The sequence below is a fragment of the Streptomyces uncialis genome (assembly GCF_036250755.1).
In the GTDB taxonomy this organism is placed as follows: domain Bacteria; phylum Actinomycetota; class Actinomycetes; order Streptomycetales; family Streptomycetaceae; genus Streptomyces; species Streptomyces uncialis.
Map to the genome: position 1 here is coordinate 19,362 of NZ_CP109584.1, position 13,908 is coordinate 33,269.

The 13,908-nt window shown below is 69.0% G+C and carries 16 protein-coding genes and 1 pseudogene; all 17 read right to left on the reverse strand.

From position 1 onward, the window contains the following. Window positions 1–47 precede the first annotated feature (47 nt). The 17 genes and pseudogenes from OG711_RS38315 to OG711_RS38395 all read right to left on the reverse strand — a co-directional run bounded on the left by OG711_RS38315 (window position 48) and on the right by OG711_RS38395 (window position 13,908). On the reverse strand, window positions 48–1,145 hold the full coding sequence (locus tag OG711_RS38315) for a ParB/RepB/Spo0J family partition protein (RefSeq protein WP_329564344.1): 1,098 nt from the start codon (window positions 1,143–1,145) through the stop codon (window positions 48–50). Then, a complete protein-coding gene (locus OG711_RS38320) occupies window positions 1,146–1,901 on the reverse strand; it encodes a ParA family protein (RefSeq protein WP_329564346.1) in 756 nt (251 codons plus the stop codon). It abuts the gene before it with no gap. 352 nt (window positions 1,902–2,253) lie between these two features. Further along, window positions 2,254–2,940, reverse strand: a complete 687-nt coding sequence (locus OG711_RS38325; RefSeq protein ID WP_329564348.1) for a hypothetical protein — start codon at window positions 2,938–2,940, stop codon at window positions 2,254–2,256. Further along, a pseudogene (locus OG711_RS38330) lies at window positions 2,937–3,125 on the reverse strand (nucleoside 2-deoxyribosyltransferase domain-containing protein); the annotation flags it as partial. The pseudogene OG711_RS38330 and the gene OG711_RS38325, both read right to left, overlap by 4 nt. Before the next feature lie 221 nt (window positions 3,126–3,346). Then, window positions 3,347–3,769 (reverse strand): hypothetical protein, encoded by a 423-nt coding sequence (locus OG711_RS38335; protein WP_329564350.1) that lies wholly within the window; start codon window positions 3,767–3,769, stop codon window positions 3,347–3,349. Continuing rightward, window positions 3,766–5,892, reverse strand: a complete 2,127-nt coding sequence (locus OG711_RS38340; RefSeq protein WP_329564352.1) for an integrase — start codon at window positions 5,890–5,892, stop codon at window positions 3,766–3,768. Before OG711_RS38340 ends, OG711_RS38335 begins: the two co-directional genes overlap by 4 nt. Next, window positions 5,889–7,637: a hypothetical protein gene (locus OG711_RS38345; RefSeq protein ID WP_329564354.1), complete on the reverse strand. Its 1,749-nt coding sequence runs from the start codon at window positions 7,635–7,637 to the stop codon at window positions 5,889–5,891. Before OG711_RS38345 ends, OG711_RS38340 begins: the two co-directional genes overlap by 4 nt. Further along, on the reverse strand, window positions 7,634–9,202 hold the full coding sequence (locus OG711_RS38350; RefSeq protein ID WP_329564356.1) for a site-specific integrase: 1,569 nt from the start codon (window positions 9,200–9,202) through the stop codon (window positions 7,634–7,636). Before OG711_RS38350 ends, OG711_RS38345 begins: the two co-directional genes overlap by 4 nt. Further along, window positions 9,196–9,537: a nucleoside 2-deoxyribosyltransferase domain-containing protein gene (locus OG711_RS38355; protein ID WP_329564358.1), complete on the reverse strand. Its 342-nt coding sequence runs from the start codon at window positions 9,535–9,537 to the stop codon at window positions 9,196–9,198. The genes OG711_RS38350 and OG711_RS38355 overlap by 7 nt, the downstream gene beginning before the upstream one ends. Further along, on the reverse strand, window positions 9,534–9,911 hold the full coding sequence (locus OG711_RS38360; protein WP_329564360.1) for an HIT family protein: 378 nt from the start codon (window positions 9,909–9,911) through the stop codon (window positions 9,534–9,536). The genes OG711_RS38355 and OG711_RS38360 overlap by 4 nt, the downstream gene beginning before the upstream one ends. A gap of 105 nt (window positions 9,912–10,016) precedes the next feature. Continuing rightward, window positions 10,017–10,448: an NUDIX hydrolase gene (locus OG711_RS38365; protein WP_329564362.1), complete on the reverse strand. Its 432-nt coding sequence runs from the start codon at window positions 10,446–10,448 to the stop codon at window positions 10,017–10,019. A 2-nt stretch (window positions 10,449–10,450) separates the two neighbouring features. Next, the gene (locus OG711_RS38370) at window positions 10,451–10,699 is read right to left on the reverse strand and encodes a hypothetical protein (protein WP_329564364.1); all 249 of its coding nucleotides are present in this window, start codon (window positions 10,697–10,699) and stop codon (window positions 10,451–10,453) included. 119 nt (window positions 10,700–10,818) lie between these two features. Next, window positions 10,819–11,649 carry a DUF4097 family beta strand repeat-containing protein gene (locus tag OG711_RS38375; RefSeq protein ID WP_329564366.1) on the reverse strand — a complete coding sequence of 277 codons (831 nt, stop codon included), beginning with the start codon at window positions 11,647–11,649 and terminating at the stop codon, window positions 10,819–10,821. Window positions 11,650–11,814: 165 nt separating this feature from the next. Continuing rightward, window positions 11,815–12,081, reverse strand: coding sequence for a hypothetical protein (locus tag OG711_RS38380; RefSeq protein ID WP_329564368.1), 267 nt, complete (start codon window positions 12,079–12,081; stop codon window positions 11,815–11,817). Then, entirely contained in the window at window positions 12,078–13,034 is a 957-nt protein-coding gene (locus OG711_RS38385; protein ID WP_329564370.1) for an ATP-binding protein, read from the reverse strand. Before OG711_RS38385 ends, OG711_RS38380 begins: the two co-directional genes overlap by 4 nt. Window positions 13,035–13,132: 98 nt before the next feature. Continuing rightward, window positions 13,133–13,465 carry a hypothetical protein gene (locus OG711_RS38390; protein ID WP_329564372.1) on the reverse strand — a complete coding sequence of 111 codons (333 nt, stop codon included), beginning with the start codon at window positions 13,463–13,465 and terminating at the stop codon, window positions 13,133–13,135. Between the two features lie 119 nt (window positions 13,466–13,584). Further along, window positions 13,585–13,908 (reverse strand): hypothetical protein, encoded by a 324-nt coding sequence (locus OG711_RS38395; protein WP_329564501.1) that lies wholly within the window; start codon window positions 13,906–13,908, stop codon window positions 13,585–13,587.

A 13,908-nucleotide genomic window follows, 5' to 3' on the forward strand; every position in this document is an offset into this window, starting at 1 on the left:
AAGGCGGCGGCTCCACTCGCAGAGTTGGGGCCGCCGCCTTGGCGGAATCAGTCAGGCTGAGTGGATCCACCAGCAGAGACTGCCTGACGCTCTCTGTGGCTGTTGAGCACGTCCAGCATCTTGTTGAACTCGTCAGCCGGCATCTTGTGGATCAGGTAGTGCGCCGCATCGATGCCGTCCTCGTAGGGAAACAGCTTGGGCTGGTGGCCACCTCCCCCGGTCTCCGCTTTGACCTGTCCAGGAACGGCTGGTGTGGTCCCCTTCGCTGTATCGGCGGAGGGGGCCAGTCCCGGGGCAGCAGGATCCAGCACTGGGTCCGAGCCGGTTTTACGGCCGTAAAACGGATCGCCGACTCCGATCCGTCCAGGCCCGGCAGGCGGCTTCGCTGGCAGAAGTTTGGGGGCAGCTGACACTTTGGCTGCCTTCTTGGCGGCTGACCGCTCGGCGGATGCTGTGGCACGCTGCTTCTGCTCGCCTTGCCACCATGCCAGCTGTTCGGTGGTGCCCCATTGCTTGTCCCGGGCTAGCTTGCCCAGCGACCGCGCAGCGTCGAGGGGCATGTTCTTCTTTCGTACCAGGTCCTGAAGCTCTGGGGCCAGGTTGGTGAGGAGGATGCGCTGGGTGACCCATCCGTCGACTCGCTCGAAGTGCTGGGCTACGGCGCGGTTGGAGCCGAATTCGGCGACCAGGGTCTGGACGGCGTACGCCTCTTCGATGGCGTTGAAGTTCTGCCGGTCGACGTTCTCGGAGACGACGGCCTCTATGAATGTCCTGCGGTCTTTGGCCAAGCCGTCGTCGACGACGCAGTTCAGGGTGGGGTTGCCGTTGGCTGTAGCGCCCCGGTATCGACGTTCACCGGCGACGAGAACGTAGTCGACGTCGGCGACCTGCTTGGCGTGGTCGGGCCACAGCTTCAGGTAGGCGCTGCGGCTGACGGCGGGGCATGCCTGGATCTGTCGGCGTTGCAGGCTCTTGCCGAGGTCGATCAGTTCGGCTTCGGTGCCGAAGTCGGTGCGTGGATTGACGACGTTGGGGGTGAGCCGGCTGAGTGGGACCCGGAGCAGGCGGCCGTCGGCTCGGGTGTCAACGACTGGGGCGTCGTCTCCTTCGCCGAAGAAGTCGTCGAAGTCATCGCGCTTGGCCATCTAGCGTTCTCCCGCGTACTTCCGGCGGCGGAGCTGATGCTCCAGGGCGAGAGACACGAAATCCTGCTTCGCCTTGGTGGCGATGTGGTTGGACTCGTACTGAGTGCAGAATCGCCCGTTGGTGATGCCGCGGGTGTGGGGCTTGTAGTGACGCACGGTGGCGTTGTACAGCTCCCAGCCTCTGCGTTGGACGAGGCTGATGGTGCGGTCACGGTCTGCGGTGCCGTCGCGGGGGTCCCAGTTGTTGACGACGACCCCGTAGGGGATCTGGCGGGGGACCAGGACGCGCTCGACGGTGACCCTGGTGGGGGTGAAGGCCGATCCCTCCGCTTCAAGGGGGACGATGACGTCGTCGGCGACATCGAGGACGGCTCGGAGGGCGTCTCCGGTGGTTCCGTCACCGAGGGGGTCGATGGACTCGTCTTCGTCTTCTTCGGCCTTCAGCGGCATGAAGCCCGGCGTGTCGACGATGATGATGTCGGCCTTGGCGCTGCGCAGACGACGCAGCTTGTCGAGGCTTTGGCTTGCGTCGACCACGCGGAAGGGAACGGGCCTGCCGGCCTTCTCCACCTTCTCGGCGTGTTCGATGCTGGTGCCCTGTGGGTCTATTGAGACGACCGCTACGGACGGGCCACCACCTTCGGCGTCGGTGGCATCGCAGCCGAGGATTTCGGCGTAGACCGCGGCGAGGTTGACCGACAAGAGGGACTTGCCGACCCCGCCCTTACGGTTCAAGAGCACGGTGATGTAGGGCATGTACTGCTCTCCGACTACTTCCCGGGAACCCGGTACTTCGGATGGACGTCACGCATCCTCTCAGATGATCAGAGGGGTCCAGCCGAGGCGTGCGGATCTCTCTGCGGTTTTACGGCCGTAAAGCCAGCGGTTGGAACCAGCCCTCCTTGGCAACAGTGCAGCCGCGTTTTACGGCCGTAAAACGCCCAGGGACCCAACCGACGGCTCTGGAAGCACAAAAAAAGCGGTCCCTGCGCCCGACTCGAGGTCGGGGCGGCAGGGACCGCTTCGGCTGTTCAGCTGGAGAACGTAGTGCTTGCGGAGTGCATGGTGTCGTCGTCGCCCGTCTCGATCTCGCACAGGGCCGAGCCAGTCACGCGTTCGCCTCCGCGATAGCGGCGTTCAGGAGCGCCGCGGCGTCGGCCTGGTACGGGGCGGTGAACATCTGGCGGTCGCTGACGCCGAGCGGCCCGAACCTCGCGGAGATGCGGTAGCCGGGCGCGAGGGTGGTCTCTCTTCCGTCCAGTGCAGCGGTGAGCCGGTCGTAGTCCTGCTGGGCGTGGCGGGTCTGGGTGTACGGGCCGAGGCGCAGCAGGGTGAAGCCGTCGAGGCTGTCGTCGCGTTTGCGGGCCTCGATGTAGAGGGCGTAGTGGGCGGGTTCCATGCCGAGGTCGTCGGGCAGGGGGATGCTGGCGGCGGCGTGGGTGAGCGTCGCGTATGCGGGCTGCCAGGTGCCGAGGATCGCGGTGGTGTTGCAGCGGAGCCAGCCGCGTTCGGTGTAGCCGAGGTGGCGGCGGTGGAGGTAGGCGGCGTGCGGGGTGTCGGGGTGGACCATGGAGACGGCGATCTGGTCGGTGCCGTGGTCGTCGCCGGGTCGGGGTTGCGCGCGTTCGGTGAATGGGCCGACCTGGACGGCGATGTCGTCTCCGGTGCCGGGTGTCCAGGGCTGCGGGTTCTTGCGGGCGGTGAGCATCGCGCGGAGCTCGTCGTCGGCGGCCTGGTCGGCGGGGGCGAAGGTGCCGAATGCGTGGCCGCAGCGCTTCCCTCGTAGACGCTTCACCGGGTGGCCTTCTGCCGGGTGATGAGCGTGAGGGCGGCGCTGACGGTGTCGGGGAGGGTGGTGAGGACTGGTACGCCGTGGCGGCGGGCGATGTAGATCAGGTAGCGGTTGCGCTGCGGGTCGGGGCAGTCGGGCGGGCAGCCGAGGACCGCGCGGCCGGTGGTCACGTCCAGTCCGAATTCGACTTCCCTGTCAAGTCAGCGTGTTGAGACTTCTGGCCGACGTGCGCCGTGCAGTCCCTCAAGGGCAATAAGGTCCGGTCGGGTCCGTACCGGACGGAGCCAGCACGGACCCACTGCACACTCCCTGCGCGTCGGCCGGGCAGACGACCCGGCACTGTGGACGATCAGCCCTCTTGCCGGGCCCCGAGCGATGAGTTGGGCCGAACGAGGTGAGGATCCCTGGCTCAGGCGTCGGGCGGTTGAGGTCGGCGGTAGCGGAGCGGGATGACGTTCGGGTCAGGGTGAGCCAGTTGCTCCCGGAGTTCCTGGTTCTCCAGGGTGAGCAGGTTGACGGCGCGAACCAGGGCAGGAACGTCCGCGCGGAGCTGCTTGAGTTCCCTGTTCTTGTTGGCGATCGTCTCCTTGAGCTTCACTACGGTCGCCCGCAGGCGGGCTTCCACGTCCGGGGTGGCGCCGCGTTCGCGTACGTGCTCGTAGAACTCGTTCTTCAGGTCCAGGTGGCGTTGAGTGAGCGCGTTTCGAGGCACTCCGGCTTCCTGGGCCAGGGCCACGATGGTCAGGGCGCCATTGGAGGTCTGCGGGGTGCCGTTCAGGATGCGCTCCATTGCGGCGCGGATGCGGTCGCGCTCGTCCAGGGCCGGGCTCATGCGCTCTCCAGCAGAGTGATTCGGGTGCGGTCGTGGGTGTCGGAGACGGCGCGGAGCCTAGCCGCGTTGGCCCGGAGGCGGTCGCCGACGGGCTGAGGCGAGGCGGAGGCGCGTACGTCGAGCGTGTTCGCGCGGAAGCGGAGAAGGGCCGCGTGCCGGTCGGTGCGCACGATGTTGCCGCAGCCGGGAACGCAGTGGTCCAGGCTCGGAGTGTCCTTGACCCCATCGCGGTGGCAGAGCGCCTTCTCGCGCTTGTAGTGACACAGCAGCAGGGCTTGGGGGTTGTTGAAGAGCATGGCGTCCTCGTTGTCGAGGAGTCGGCGGGCGGAGAGCGCGGTGATCGCGGTGCCGGCGAAGTGCGGGGCCCCAGCGGCGGTCTTGATCGCGTGACGGGCGGCAGGCCCGGACACGCCTGCGCCGGACTCAAGGTCGTCATGAAGGTCAGCGACGGTGTCCACGACTGCGCGGACCGTCTCCATATCGATGAGCTCGTGGATACCGTCGCGGCTACGTGAGGCGTAGCCCTCGGATACGAGCGCGGTGCGTAGGTGCCCGTATTGGAGGGCCAGGGCGACCAGGCCGCCGGGACGGCGGGCGATGTGCCAGGCCAATGACCTGCGGAAGCGGCCGGTGCCGATCGTGCCGTGGAGGTCGGGAGGAATGATCTCGCTGCTGAGTTCATGGGCGGTGGCCTCTGTGTTGGCCCAGGCGATGAAGTCCTCGATCCGGGAGGTGATGGTGTGGTGTGTGAGGGATCCGCTGCCCGGCCGCGTGGCGCGCAGGTCGTGAGCATGATGGTCGAACAGGAGATGTCCGTCCGGGACGATGCGCTCCAGGACGCGGATGGCGTTCACGACGGGGGTGATGGCGACCCAGGGGACATCGCGCTCCACGCCGGCGGATTGGTGATGGCCGTGCTCGTCGGTGGCGGTTTTGTACTCGTTGGCGCGGATGAGGTGCCGTCCCACCACCCCGTCGGCGCCCGGTTCCGGGGCGGGGCAGCAGCCGGTACGCAACCCGAGGACTTCCTGGGGGCGCATGCCGGTCAAGTACGCCGCGACCGTGAAAGAGGCTGTACCCAGGTGCCGCATCAGCGTGGCGGCCTCGGCGAAGTCGAGGCGTGCCCGCCATGGCTGTCCGTGGATCCGGCCGCGCACCGGAATCTCCAGGGGACATGGCCCGGGCCTCTCGGCCGCGATCGCAGCGAGCTGCTCACGTCGGGCGATCCGGTCGACCTGCGCGATGGACGCGCCGGTGATGGCCGCGATATAGGTCCGCGCGAGACGGCGCTTCCCGCCGCGTTCGGTGGTCGGCAGGGCTGATCCGGTGGCGAGGAGCCGGCCGATGTAGGCGTTCAGGACCTTGTTCCCTGCCGGGGTGGAGCGTTGGCGACGGGCCTTACGGGTCAGGCGCCGAGTCTCGGCCCATGCGGCGAGGATGTCGTCGGCGAAGTCGTCGACCATGCGCATGGCCCAGACGAGGAGTGGGCCCATGGTCTGCTCGGCCACGGGGTTGGTCTCGTTCTCCCCGCCCGATGAGCCGGCAGAGGCGGCCAGCAGGTAGTCGTCCGCGCCGAACTCGTCCCACGGTGGCCGTTCGATCCCGGCAGGGCGGGCGCTGAGCTGGTCGAAGGCCCACAGCCGCGTCAGCGCGCCGAGGATCACCAGGACATTGCGGCGACTGGTGTGCTTGGTGAGCAGGTGCTGGCCGTAGTCGTGGAGCACGGCGGAGGAACAGCCGCCCAACGTGATGACGCCGCGGTCGTTCAGCCACGCCGCCAGGTGCTTCCAGTGGCCGACCGTGTCGCGGATGTTCTCCGCGCTGATGCGGCCCCGCATCCGTACGGGGCGCTCGCGCAGGAAGGTGGGTCGGAGCTCGCCATTGATCAAGTTCCAGGCCAGCAGCCGCAGTTCGTCCTGGAACCTGGCCGGGCAGGTGGACCAGTGGATCGTCGGCCGTTTCGAGCTGGGGTTGGCGGTGAGCGGGGCCAGGGGCCAGATCGGTGCCGCGTAGACGGCATTGAGGTGCGCGTAAACCGGAACCACAAGGTGCGCGGAGACCACGGGAGAGGTGGGCGTGGGCAGAGGGAGCACGTAGGAGTCGAGGTCGACGGCGGCAGTCACTGGTCAAGCTCCCCGGTCAGAAGCGAGTTGATGAGGGTGCGGTCGGCGTCGGTGACCCGATCAAGAGCCTGCTCCCACACGCCGTCACCGACCTTGCGTTTGAGGTCCTCAAGGCGGTCGTAGGGCTCGCCCCAGTCGTCTGCCCAGGTCTTCGTCGGCAGGATGGAGCGGAGACTGGCCAGTGAGGCGTGCAGATGGACGAGCCGCGGGTGATGCCCGGGATGGACGTGGGCGTTCTCGCAGCCCAGACACATCAGGAACGACGCTCCACAGCCACCATCAGGTGCCGGATAGGGACTGTCGTCGAAGTCCCGGCAGTCCGCGGTCGCGGTCTCCACGTCCCCTGGGGTCGGTTCGTCGCGCAGTTCGGCCACGAGGACCGCCGCGCGGGCGCGGTCGGCCGCGTCCTCGGCACCGGCCGCGATGGTCTCGACGGCGTCCGCCTGGACCCGCCTGTCGACCAGGGCGTACTTGCTGTCGTGGGTGGCCTGGCTGTGTTGGGCCGGTTCACGGCGGTCCACCGCCGTCACCGTGCGTCGGCCCCGACGGAACGGCGAGCTGTCGAACCCTTCGGCCCGAGCCCAGTGCTGTGCGCTGCTCTTGTTGACGCCGAACCCGAACGGGCCGACGTTCGCCTGGCGGTCGCGGTCCGAGTGCGGTCGCTCCATGTGCCCGCGCCACACGACCAGGAGGTCTGTGCCAGGGGAGCGCGCGGCGACGGCGCCGCGGGCGAAGCGGGTGGCCTCCAGCGCCTGTGTGATCAGCCTGCCCCGGGATGCCGCCCCGTCGTCCGTGACGTTCCGCGTCTCGAAGGAGTAGCCGCCGCCACGGCGATGCTTCTGCACCGGAATGCGGTAGGTGGGATGGCCGTCCTCGCCCGGGTCCGGCGTCGCGCGCGGCACCCGGGCATGGTCAATCACGGACAAGTTCCAGCCGTACTCCGCCATCAGCAGCACCCCCAGCGCCGCCGCCTCCAGACGCGTCAGGAACAGCCGCTGCCACGTCGCCTTGGCACCGACTCCGCCGAAGGCCCGCTCATAGCGGCTGAGGATGGTGGATTGTCTGCCGCTCTTCTCGGTGTAGCGCGGCAGATCCCCGGTGCGGGCGAGGAGGTCCAGGCCCTCGCCGAGCAGCCAGTCAAGGCTCCCCTCTGCGAAGACACCCGCTCGCCATCGCTCCAGGTGACGGGCGTTCTCTCCGATCCGCAGCAGGGCCGCCCGGAACGTTCGCCGTGCTGCCGCCTTGACCAGGTCGAACTCGGCCTCCGAGTACGACTGCGTGCCGCTCTTGGGGACCTTGATGCGCTTGGCCAGTTCGTCGGCGACGGGCCCGCTCTGCAGACGTTCATCGTCCAGCAGCAGCCCGATGGTCGAGGCGTACGTGTTGTAGTCGCCCATCGTGCCGCCCAGGCTCGTCCGCCACCGTTTGACCAGGGCGCCCGTCAGTTCGTCGAGGTCGCGGGGCGGCGACTCCTGCTTCGATACAAACGTCGCGAAGCGGCTCAGCCGCTCCCAGTTCGCCTTGGACGAGCTGTGCCGACTCCAGTGCCCGGGGACACAGCGGGCGGCGAACAGGACGGCGAGCGAGTGCTGCATCGACTCGGCGACGGGCAGGGCGGAGAAGTCGTAGACCTTGGCCTGGTTGCGCTTGTTGTAGTGCCGCACCACCAGGCCGTCGACCGCCAGTGGCTCGGGGCGTACATGATCCGCCGGCGGGAGGGAGGCCCGGCGGCCGCGCCCGCTCATGCTGTACCGGTCTTCGCGGGCAGCAGCCGCTCGTCGATGTCCTGGATCCCCTCGGACTCCCGGGCGACGCGGGCGAACACCGCATCCAGCGCCGGCATCGGGGCCTCGTCCGGGTCATCGTCGGCCGAGGCGAGCATCGCCCGCAACTGCAGGTCGGCGACGGGCGCGAGGTAGTGCTTGACCGTGGTCTCCCGCGAGGAATGACCCAACAGGTTCTGCACCATGAACCACGGGTCACCGTAGAGCAGTTGGAAGTCTCGTCGCTCCTCCGGCGTCAAGCCGAACCGCTCGTCCATCAGGTAGTTCAGGACAACCAGCATGAACAGGGCGAAAGAATGGCGTGCGGAGTGGGGCGTGGCGTACGGCGCGTATACCTGGTGCGGGTCACGACGCAGGTGCTCGGGCGGGGTCAGCACCCGCTCGCACCGCTGGTTCGCCGCCCGGAAGACCCCCTCCCACGAATGCGGATGAAACGGCAACCCTCGCTCGTTTAGCCACAACCACAGCGGCTCCGGACCGTGCGGTCCTTCCTCGAACAGCAGCGTCCGCTCCCGCCACGTCAGCTTGTTCAGCTCCCGCTCGCCGACCACACCGTTGCGGTCGCACCAGCGGACCTTCGGCTTCAACCCGCGGGTGACCTCGATCAGCATGCGCATCTCGGGCAGCCGATCATAGCGGCCGGCCCGCTGGGCCTTGCGCACCGCCCAAGCCCGTGAGGACGCTGCGTACGACTCGATCTCACCGACCGCGTCCGACGCCACGTAGTAGGTCCGCGCCTTCTTCGACCGCGTTACCTGCGCCGCGACCTTCCCCCGGTAATAGCGGCCTCCACCCAGACGCCGCTTGGGGATCTCAAACAAGAGCAGGGATCCGGCCTCCGATAGCCGGAGCCCCGACGAGGTCAGCGTCCGCACGAACGCGACGTTGCGGTCCTCCAGGCGCCCCACCCACCCGGCTTCCGGAACCCCTTCCCGGGTGTGTCCTCGCAGCCCAACGTCGATCCAGCGGCGCCAGGTACGCGGCGTCAGCCAGTGCACGTTGCTCGGCCCGGCGCCGTCACCTCGACCATTCGAGCTGTAGCGCATCGCCACCGGGTCGTACGGCAGATGCCCTTCCCGCTTGGCCCATCCGTACAGGCTCGCGAAGGCCGCCAACTCCCGATGCCACTTGGCGTCCCCAATCCGCTCCGGGTTTGCCTCGGCCTCCCGCCGCCATTGCTCGTAGTCGTACAGGTCCTTCGGGGACACGTCCGTCCATCGACGGCTCCGACTCCATAAAGCGGTGAGGAGCAGCGTGATGTCCGTGGCGTAGTTCCGCTGGGACTCATCCGTGTACCCGCGGAAGATCTGCGACTGGCCATACAGGCTCAGGAGCGCGTCGACCTCGTGGTCCGGCGACAAGAAGATCGCGTCTCCGGCCCGGACTCCCGCCTCATCCTCGCGCGCGGCCAGGTCGCCCCAGCCCTTGATCAGCGCGCTTCGTACGCCGCCTCGCATCGCATTCTGCGGAACCCAAAACACGCGCCAACTCACCGTGGTTGCACCCCTCTTGAACGGCTTCAACACGCCAATTCAATAGGGAACTCGACGTTGGTCGTCATGCCGGGCATGGTCCGCAGGTCGCGGGGGATCCAGAAGAGGATCGCGGTCGCGTTCTGGCGGGCGGTGGTCTCCCAGTCGACCTGGTCCTCGTAGCGGGCGGCGCGCTGTCCGTTGCGGGACTCGGGGGACAGGACGGTCAGCGGCGTCTCGCTGTTCCACTGGGCGGTGAGGGTGTCGAGGGCGGCGGGCCGCCAGGACGGGGCGGGGGCGCTGCGGTCCGGGGTGGGGCCGGCGAGGAAGACGGACGGGCTGCCGGAGGCCGGGAGGGGTTCGCGGGCCATGACAAGGCGTGTGGTCATCGGGTGTCTCCGTTCTGCGCGGTGGCGCGGGCGGTGTGCTGCGGGGTCCAGGGCAGGGGCAGTCCGTCGCCGTCCTCGCGGGGGACGACGTGGACGTGGAGATGGAGAACGGATTGAGTTGCCGCGTCTCCCTTCGACGTGATCAGGTTCGCGGCCGGGAGGCCGGCCATCAGCTCGGCGGCCCGGCGCATCACGGCGGCGGTCACGTCCGGGTCGGTGCCGGCGTCCTGGACGTGGACGCGGGGCAGGACGAAGACGTGCCCGTCGTTCACGCCGCCGCTGCGCGGGCGGATCGCGAGGGCGTCGGGCCACTGGCGGACGATGAGGGCCGGGGCCTGTCCGGCGGCGATGGCGCAGAAGACGCAGGTGCTCATGGCGGACTCCCTTGTCGGGTTGGTCACTGGTGAGGAGCGAGCGGGAATGGCGGAGCGCCGTGCGCGGCCGGGAAGGTCGTGCGCGGCGCTCCGGGTGGTTCTGCCTCAGGGGGTGGGGGTCACGGCCGCGTTGATGATGTCTGCGTGGTCGAAGGCCAGTTGTTCGGGCAGGGCGTTCAGGGGCCACCAGCGGGCGTTGCGGGCGTCGTCCCCGGCGGTGACCGGGGTGCCGTCGGGGACGGTGACCATGTAGGCGAAGGTGATGTACCGGCCGCGGGGGTCACGGCCGGGCTGGTCCCAGGCGCCGATCTGGTGCAGGTCGCCGACGTTCACGTGGACACCGGTCTCTTCGGCCAGTTCGCGGGCGCCGGCCGTGTGGGGGGCTTCCGCGTCGTCCAGGTGTCCGCCCGGAAGGGCCCAGGCCCCTTCGAAGGGGGGCCGGCCGCGCTCGATGAGCAGGACGTTGCCGCCGGGGGTCAGGGCGACCACGTCCGCGGTGTAGCGGATGGTTGCGGACGTGGTCGTGTTCTCGGTCATGCTCACCTCTCGGTCGGGCGGGCGGTGTCGGCATTCCGGTAGCGCTTGGTCTGCCGCAGGATCTGGTTGCGCTTGACGTCCAGGGCTTCGGCGATGTCCTGCTGGGCGCCGTGGTAGCTGCTCTGCAGGCGGTCGATCTCCTGCCAGAAATCGGTCTCGACGCGGTCGTGCTCTTCGTCGCGGCGCTGGCTGGCCTGGGCGACCAGGTCCCGCAGTTCGGCGCGGGCCTGCTCATCGGGTCGGGGGGACATGGCTTGCTCCAGGTGGGATACGAGGGACGATGTCTCTGCCCCCCGCTCCGTTTGGAGCGGGATGGGAGGCCCGGGGCGGCCGGTGAGTTTGGCGACCTGGCGGCCGCCCCGGGGCGGAACTACCAGACCCGGCCGTTGTGGGTGGACGTCTTGAGGTCCAGGTGACCGGCCCCGCGCACCCGGATGTTGCCGTTGTGGGTGCGGGCGGCGAGCTTGCCGGAGGCGGCCGGGGTGGCGCTGATGGTCACGTCGCCGTTGTGGGTCCGGGCGGAACCGCGGCGGCCGTTGTAGGCGCCGACGGTGATCGAGCCGTTGTGCGTGGACGCCTCCAGCTCCGTCTCGACGGTGTCGATGAGGACCGAGCCGTTGTGGGTCTCCGCCTCCAGGACCTTCACGCCGCCCGCCTGCAGCGAGCCGTTGCGGGCGTCGAAGCGGATCGCTTCCAGGTCGCCGCGCACGGTCGTCTCGGCGTTCTTCGTGCTCACCGCGAGCGAGGACCCGGCGGGGAGGATGACGTCGACGGCGATCGTGCCGGTCCCGGCGCCGACCTTGGCGCCCCGCTCGGCGACGACCTGGCCGCCTGCGACGAGGCGCTGACCGCCGACCCAGATGTCACCGCCGCTGATGGTCACGCCGGTCATCGAGCCGGTGCTGACCACGCTGCCGCCGTTGAAGCTGATGGTGGAGCCGCCGACCTGCATGACGTTGGTGCCTCCCATCCCGCCGACCATGTCGTCGGGGACGGAGACGGTGAGGGTGTTGCCGTGCGCGGTGAACTTCGTGTTGTTCACCGCGTCGGCGACCGCGCCCTCGGTGGCGGTGGTGTGCACCCGGACCCGGCCGTAAACGGCCTTGGGGTCGACGGTGACGTTGACCGCGCCGTTGGACACCGACAGGTCCAGCTCGGTGGCTCCGGCGGTGGTCATGATGTGGATCTTCTCGCTGCTCAAGGCTGCTCCTTGGTCGGAGAGTGCGGGAGCCGGGCGACCCCCGCACAACTGATAATGCATCCTCACAAGATGCATTTCAAGCGTTTGGCATCTTCTGAGGATGCCTTTTCTGTTTGTGCAGACCAGACGGCCGCGGCCGGGGGCGCGGGCCGTCGGCGGCACGGCTCACCGGTCTCCGCCTCCGGCCGGCGGCCGGTCGGCGAGGACCAGGAGCTCCGCGGCGAGGTCCGGCGCGGACAGGACGGTGCGCAGGATCGAGGTGATCCCGGACCGCTCGATGGCGTTGAGGCGGTCCCACACGGCGTGGGCGTCACCGTGGACGCCGATGGCCTTGAGGTAGTCGGCCTCCGTAGTGGCGGTGTGCTCAGCACCGCACCGGCCGCACCGGAAAACCGCCTGGTCCCAGCCGCACGCAGGGGTCTTGGTGCTCATCCGCTGATCCCCTCCAGGTCCTGCGCCTCGAGGTCGGCGCGGTCCTCGGGGTCGTCGTCCTGGTCGTCGCCGTTCGGGCCGTGGACGGTGCAGACGATGTCTTCGTCGTCGTCCAAGTCGCCGTTGAGCGCGCGGAACAGGCAGGTGACGCTGTAGGCGGGCACCCACGCGTAGCCGGTGCACTCGTCGTCGTGCGGGCACGGCACCATCACGTCGAACCCGACGTCGCCCTCGCCGTCCACGTCGGTGCGCAGGGCGAGGGTGAGGTACATCTGACCGAGGCGGATCTCCGCGACGCGGTCGCCACCGGCGACGTTCGAGCCGGGCTTCCACCGCCACAGCGGCAGGATCTCCTCGCCAAAGGTCCGGCGTACGAGGTTCAGTTCGCCCAGGCCGTCGCTGCCGTCCAGCCCGAGGTCGGCCTGCCGCGTCCCGCTCAGGCGCTCCAGGAACGGCAGCAGCCGGAAGAGGCTGTCGGAGAAGACGACCTCGTCGAAGCCCTCCGCCTTGAGGGTCCGGTGCGAGTCGACCATGGCCTGGCGCTGCTTGACGACCACACTCTCCGGCACCGTGCGGTTGGCCGGCCTCGGTCCCTGCCGCTCGATGCAGACGCTGCCGGGCGTGGTGACCATGACCGCGACGGGCAGCATGTTGTGCCGCCTGGCGGCGGCGGCCAGGGGCTCCCTGGCGGACCTGATGACATTGGTCGCGTCGACGACGGTGAACAGCCGGCGGCGCATCCTCGCCTCCAGGAGCAGGTGCAGGGCGGCGACCGCATCGCCGGTCGCGTCCTGGTCACCCGCGTCGTCGCTGACGACCTCGCGCAGTGCGTCCAGGGACAGGACCTGCGAGGCGGGCCAAGTGCGCGCGATCGTGGACTTCCCGGCGCCGGACGGGCCGATGAGGACCACGAGGCTGTGCGCGGGCATCTCCGGGTAGATCAGCTCGGTCATGTGAGATCTCCTTGCGGGTGAGGGTGTTTCTGGGTTGAGGGGCCACTGCGACCGCCCCGGCCCCGGCGGGTGCGGGACCGGGGCGGCACAGAGTGCGCTCAACTCAGCGGCGGTCCCGAAGAATGGGTGTTGGCGATCACTGGCCCTCGCGGGGTGTCCCGGGACCAGCGGGTGTAGTCGATCGCGCTGGACACGTAGCTCGTGCTCATCAGGCTTCCGGCGTTGTCGATGCGGTCCCGCAGCTCTTCCAGGTGCCGGTCCGCCCGTGCGAGCTGGTCAAGGAGCCATCGCGCGTCGTCCGGTGTGAGCCGATCCGGGCGGGCCTGAAGCTCGGCAATCCGGGCTCGCTGCTCGGAGATGTAGTGGTCACCATCCGGCGTCATCGCGGCATCGGCGGTACAGCGGATGCTCCCGGGCTTGGGTTCGGTCATGCGAGATCTCTCCTTGCGGGTGAGGGCGCCGGGCAGTGCGGATGAGGCACTGCCCGGCGTGGCCGGTGAGCGAGGCGGGCACTCCTTGCGCGGCGGGTTCGTCGCCTTCTTGCCCGCCATCAGCTGTCTCCCTGCGGGTAAAGGGCGCGGGCAGCCCAGATCAGGCGCATCCCGGCGTTGTCGGTGATCAGGGCGGCAGCTTCGTGGAGCGGGCACGAGGCGTCGCCGTCGCGGTCGGGCTCGATCTGCTCGGCACGGCGCGCGGCGACGGTGACCAGCTGCGCCAGGGCCGCGATGAACCCGCCGGGCGGGTCGGTGTCCTCGATGAGCTCGCGCAGGATCGCGGCGAGCTCCTCCTGGTCGATGTCGTCGGCGCTGAGGTCGTCCTCGATCTGCTGGAGAGCAAACGAGGCGATGCAGACGGCAGCCCGTACGCGTTCGAT

Excerpts from the sequence above, each read along its gene's own strand:
- OG711_RS38370 (WP_329564364.1), bottom strand. The coding sequence starts at position 10,699 with ATGTCCCCCCGACCCGATGAGCAGGCCCGCGCCGAACTGCGGGACCTG.
- OG711_RS38390 (WP_329564372.1), bottom strand. The coding sequence starts at position 13,465 with ATGACCGAACCCAAGCCCGGGAGCATCCGCTGTACCGCCGATGCCGCG.
- OG711_RS38315 (WP_329564344.1), bottom strand. The coding sequence starts at position 1,145 with ATGGCCAAGCGCGATGACTTCGACGACTTCTTCGGCGAAGGAGACGAC.
- OG711_RS38320 (WP_329564346.1), bottom strand. The coding sequence starts at position 1,901 with ATGCCCTACATCACCGTGCTCTTGAACCGTAAGGGCGGGGTCGGCAAG.
- OG711_RS38345 (WP_329564354.1), bottom strand. The coding sequence starts at position 7,637 with ATGAGCGGGCGCGGCCGCCGGGCCTCCCTCCCGCCGGCGGATCATGTA.
- OG711_RS38360 (WP_329564360.1), bottom strand. The coding sequence starts at position 9,911 with ATGAGCACCTGCGTCTTCTGCGCCATCGCCGCCGGACAGGCCCCGGCC.
- OG711_RS38365 (WP_329564362.1), bottom strand. The coding sequence starts at position 10,448 with ATGACCGAGAACACGACCACGTCCGCAACCATCCGCTACACCGCGGAC.
- OG711_RS38355 (WP_329564358.1), bottom strand. The coding sequence starts at position 9,537 with ATGACCACACGCCTTGTCATGGCCCGCGAACCCCTCCCGGCCTCCGGC.
- OG711_RS38380 (WP_329564368.1), bottom strand. The coding sequence starts at position 12,081 with ATGAGCACCAAGACCCCTGCGTGCGGCTGGGACCAGGCGGTTTTCCGG.
- OG711_RS38335 (WP_329564350.1), bottom strand. The coding sequence starts at position 3,769 with ATGAGCCCGGCCCTGGACGAGCGCGACCGCATCCGCGCCGCAATGGAG.
- OG711_RS38385 (WP_329564370.1), bottom strand. The coding sequence starts at position 13,034 with ATGACCGAGCTGATCTACCCGGAGATGCCCGCGCACAGCCTCGTGGTC.